Annotated in this window: 3 protein-coding genes; all 3 read right to left on the minus strand. The window is 72.5% G+C overall.

The features are described 5' to 3' along the window. A partial coding sequence (locus AC1DP0_RS18375) for a copper resistance CopC family protein (RefSeq protein WP_478087230.1) occupies nt 1–1,136 on the minus strand: 1,136 nt, incomplete at its 3' end. Beyond that, nucleotides 1,136–1,657, minus strand: coding sequence for a hypothetical protein (locus tag AC1DP0_RS18380; protein WP_478087232.1), 522 nt, complete (start codon nt 1,655–1,657; stop codon nt 1,136–1,138). The genes AC1DP0_RS18380 and AC1DP0_RS18375, both read right to left, overlap by 1 nt. 68 nt (nt 1,658–1,725) lie before the next feature. After that, on the minus strand, nt 1,726–4,595 hold a 2,870-nt coding region (locus tag AC1DP0_RS18385; RefSeq protein ID WP_478087234.1), incomplete at its 5' end, for a multicopper oxidase domain-containing protein.

Here is a 4,595-nt window from a genome sequence, read left to right on the forward strand (position 1 = left end):
AGCCCCGCGAGCGCGACCTTGGCGAGCAGGACCCGGCCGTACGTCGTCAGCAGGACGGCGTCGACCGAGACGACGACGTCGCTCGCGAGGTAGATGCCGGAGACGGCGATGACGACGACCGAGATCGTCGCCGGCACGTGGAAGCCCCGAAGGACCGTGCGGACCTGCCCACGCGACAGCCCCAGCCGGGCGGACCGCACACCGAGGAGTGCGAGCCCAGCCACCGACCCGGCCCACAGGAGGGCGGCGAGGAGGTGCGCCGTCGAGGTGATGACCCACGTCGCGCCGCCGCGCAGGCCGAAGTGACCGATGCTCACCGTGAGCAGTCCGGCTCCAGCGAGCGCTGCGGTGGCGGTGAGGTCGCCACGACGCCCCCCGAGACGCCTGCCGAGACGCCTGCCGAGACGCCTGCCGAGGACCAACGCGGCACCCAGCAGGGCGAGCTCGCGCAGGCTCCAGCGCACGACGTAGCTCGTCGTGAAGGCCCCGGACCCGAACCGGACCAGGTCGACGATGGCGACCGCGAGCGCCACGCCCGTCGCGACCACGAGGAGCCGGGCCGCCTGACGACGCAGCCAGGCTCGCGGCATACGCCCCGCGTCGGCGGGGAGCCGGTGCAGGAGACGGCCCACGACGACGGCACCGAGACCGGCGCCCAGACCGGCGAGGACCGCCCACCGGCCGACGAGCTCGAAGAGGTCGGGGTTCGTCTCGCTCGGGCCGGCCGCCTGCACCTCGTTCTGGATGCCGAAGGCGAAGGTGCCGGTGGACTTGTGGAGGTCGTCGCTCGACAGCGTGCTCCACGACACGTGGTACGCGCCGACGCCCAGCGTCGGGACCGGCGCCACGACGGTCGAGGGCGCCTCCTGGTCCTCGTCGCTCTCGACGAGGCTCAGCCCGGACAGGGCCACCTGGTGGCCGTTCGGCTCGGTGACGGTGATCGCCGTCGCCTCTATGACGACGTGCTCGGTGAAGCGCAGCTCGATCGTCCGCGGCGCGGCAGCGAGGCTCGCGCCGTCGGCCGGGCTGCTCGAGGCGAGGTAGGCGTGGGCCGAGGCGGGAGACGCCCCGAGGCCGACGACCAGGGCCGTCCCGATGGCCACCCCCAGGCTCACGAGGAGGCGTCGCGCGCCCATCACAGCACCGGGACGTGCTCGAGGCGCAGGTCGGCGTACTCGATCGTCACGTCCTCACCGGCGCGCAGGGCGCCACCGGTGTTCTGGTAGACGAAGTAGTACGTGGCACCCGCGCGGTTGATGTGCCCCTGGCGCATGATCGAGACCCGGCTCGTGGAGCCGTCACGAGCCTCGCTGCGGAGCACCGGCGGGTGCTTCGTGTCGGCCTGGAAGCGCGTGGCCCTGTCGACGTCGAGGACGACGTAGCTCAGGGTCACGAGGCCGCCGTCGCCGACCACGGCGACACGGGACATCCGTACGCCGAGGGCGGTTTCCATCTCCGCGGACTGCGGGACCGGTCGGCCCGGGTCGTCGTCCCCGGCGCGGAGGGCGCGAGCCCCCAGCAGACCGAGGACGGCGACGACGAGGACGGCGACGACGGCGAGCGCCGTCCTGGTCCGACCGTCCCCGCTGGCCCGCCGGGGCGGATCGTCGGCGCCGACCGGTGGCGGGACGGACGGAACTTCTGTGGTGATGCTCATTCGGACTGCCCTCCGATGCTGCCGGCCGGGGTCACGGGCAGGTGACCCCGGCACGAGGTGGGACCGGATCAGGGAATGCTGTTCCGGGTCGAGGTGAAGCCGTCGAACCTGGCCGTGCCCGCCATGGTCGACGTGTTGGTGGTGGTTGCGATGACGCCCAGGCGAGCCGACTGGACCTGCATCGCCGCGCCCGTGTTGTTGCCGTTGAGCGTGCCGCGCAGGGTGCTGTCGACGAGGAGGCGGAGCGAGCCGCCCTGCCCCTGGGCCCAGTCGACCCGAACCGTGTGCGCGCCTGCGGTGAGGTTCACCGCGGGACCGGTCGTGGTGCCGATCCGGTTGCGGTTCAGGACGCTCATGACGATCCGCACCTGTCCGTTGGCGGCCCCGGTGCCGACGCGGTGGTACTGCACCGCGAAGGCCTGCCCGGTGGTCGTCCGCCCCTCGAAGACCGTCGCCCAGGCTGTTGCACTGGTGCCGGTGGTCAGGGTGTTGGGGTCGAACGAGAACTGGGCGTGATAGGTCGACTCGTCGACCGGCGTGTCATCGACGACGTAGGCCGGTGCGTTGCGGGCCCCCACCGTCGCGGCCAGCCCCACGTTGGTGCTGTTCGCGGGGATGCCGGCTGCCGTCGTACCGGCCACCTGCCCGATCCGCGCCGACCAGCTCGACAGCGAGGTGTCGAACAGGTCGCCGAAGATCAGGTTGGGGCGGACCACGTTGACGGTGGCCGTCGAGGCGTTGCTCCAGTTGCCGGCCGCGTCCTGCAGCCGCAGGTTGAAGGTGTACTGGCCGTTCGCCAGACCCGTCACCGGGACGTCGGCGCCGCCCTTGGTGCCGTCGTCGAGCACCGTGGTGAGACGAGTGGCCTTGCCGACCCCCGGGTCGGTCGTGCCGACCCAGTACTCCGCAGCCTGGAACCGCGGTCCGACGTAGTTCGGCACGGTCTCGGTGACCGGCCCCGTCAGCGCGACGCTGGGTGCGCCTTTCGTCGGGTTGGGAGTCGCCGTGAGCGCTCCGAGCACCGGGGCGGTCTTGTCGATGATCAGGCGCACGGCGGCGTTGTCGGCCGTGAGGCTGCCCCAGTTGCCGGCCGCGTCCTTGGCGTGGACGTGGACGAAGTGGGGGGCGGCCGGGTCGAGCGACTTGACCTGGGTCAGCGGGATGAGGCCGTATGCCTGCTCCTTCGGTGAGTCGAAGGCGCCGTCGACCGGGATGAGCGTGAGCCCCTTGCCGAAGACGGGTGCGGCTCCCGGGTCGAGGAAGGCCTCGGCCCCGGTGATGTTGCTCTGCGTGGCGCCGCCGGCGTCCCGGTCCTCGACCTCCGTCGAGACGACGAGGTAGCCGGGGTAGGCCTTCGAGCTGGCTACTCCGTTGGTCGGGTTGGGCCCGACCGTGGCGGCGTTGACCTGCGGAGCGGTGACGTCGACGACGAGTGGCACGTCGAGCGGCGGCCCCCAGATGTTCTGGCTGTTGCGGCTGTGGACGAAGACGTGCGTCGTGCCCTCGCCGGCCGCCTTCACGCTGGCCGCCGGAATGGTCGCGGTGAGCGCGACCTTCGTGGCCGTGCGGTTCGGCGTCATCGGGGTGCCCTGGCCGTCGGCGCCCAGGGTGCCGACGAAGTACTCGGCGCCTGTGATCTGGCCGCCGGCGGCGGTGTCGTCGCCGGTGGCGCTGAGCGTGACGTTGCCCGTGCCGTTGGCCGGGTTCGGGGTCGCCGTGCCGGCGACCGTCTGCGGCCCCGTCTTGGCCAGGTTGAGGACGACCGAGCCGACGACGCCCCAGTTGCCAGCGGCGTCGTGGCCGCGGACGTAGATCGTGTGCCTGCTCGAGCTGAGGCAGTGCAGGTCGACCGGAGGGGTCGTGGAGCTGCACTGGTCGGACGTCGCGCTCGCCGGGATGGTGCCCGACACGGCTGCCGAGGTGCTGCCGAACGTGCCGGTCATCTGGATGGTGCTCGTGCCCGGACCGACCGTCGCGACGTCGTCGTCGACGACGAGCTCCGCCTGGTCGACGGCCGCTCCGCCGCTGTTGCCGTCGGTCACCGTGGCAGTCACCGTCACGGGACCCACGCCGTCGGCCGGGTTGGGCGTGACAGCGACCGCGGTCGAGGCCGGGCCGACCTTGTCGTCACTCGGCGGTGGTGCGTTCGTGTCGAGGAAGGTGAGCATGCCGCCGAAGGCGACCGAGGTGGGGTCGGTGCCCACGGCCTGTCCGCCGTTGTCGAGCTGGGCGGCCGACTCGTAGAGGGCGACCTTCGCCTCGGCGCCTGAGGGCATCGTGACGAGCGAGTCCATCGTCACGCCGGGGTCGACCGCGGCGATGACGGAGGGCGCGGGCGAGCCGAGGGCGTGCCCGTCGTGCGAGAGGAGCCGCTGCTCCCCGCCGAGCAGGCTCATCGGGTGCAGCTCCGTCCCTGCGTTGACGTAGCGCAGCAGCACCGTGTGCGCCTGGTCGGTCGCGACCGAATCGGTCGAGGGGAACGGCTTGCCGTTGATGAGCCGGAACTTCGGCTTGAACTCGCGCAGGTCGGTGAACTTGGCCGGGTCGGCGTTGAGGGCGGGGTCGATCTCGCTGAGCACGAGCACCGTCTCGTCGTCGTACTTCTGCCCGTATGCCGTGCCGTCCGCCGAGAGCACGACGAGCGCACCGGCGAGCCCCATCGCCACCTGGCGGGCGCCCCCGGCGGTGTGGCCGGCCTCGTAGAGGAAGGTCCCGGCCCGGGTGGCCGTGAAGGCGTAGCGCGCCGTGGCTCCGGGCGCGATGCCCGGCGTCGTGGCCGCGGTGGACAGCCCCTCGGTGATGGCCGAGGCCGGTTGCCCGGGCAGCGCGAGCGCCGTGGCCTCACCGAGGCCGTTGTGCAGCGTCAGCACGACCCGGTCACCCTGTCGGGCGACGATGACCGGGCCGGGCGCGGTCGCCGCGCCCGCCTCGGGCGTCG

Source organism: Terrabacter sp. P5_B1 (assembly GCF_056400505.1).

Excerpts from the sequence above, each read along its gene's own strand:
- AC1DP0_RS18380 (WP_478087232.1), bottom strand. The coding sequence starts at position 1,657 with ATGAGCATCACCACAGAAGTTCCGTCCGTCCCGCCACCGGTCGGCGCC.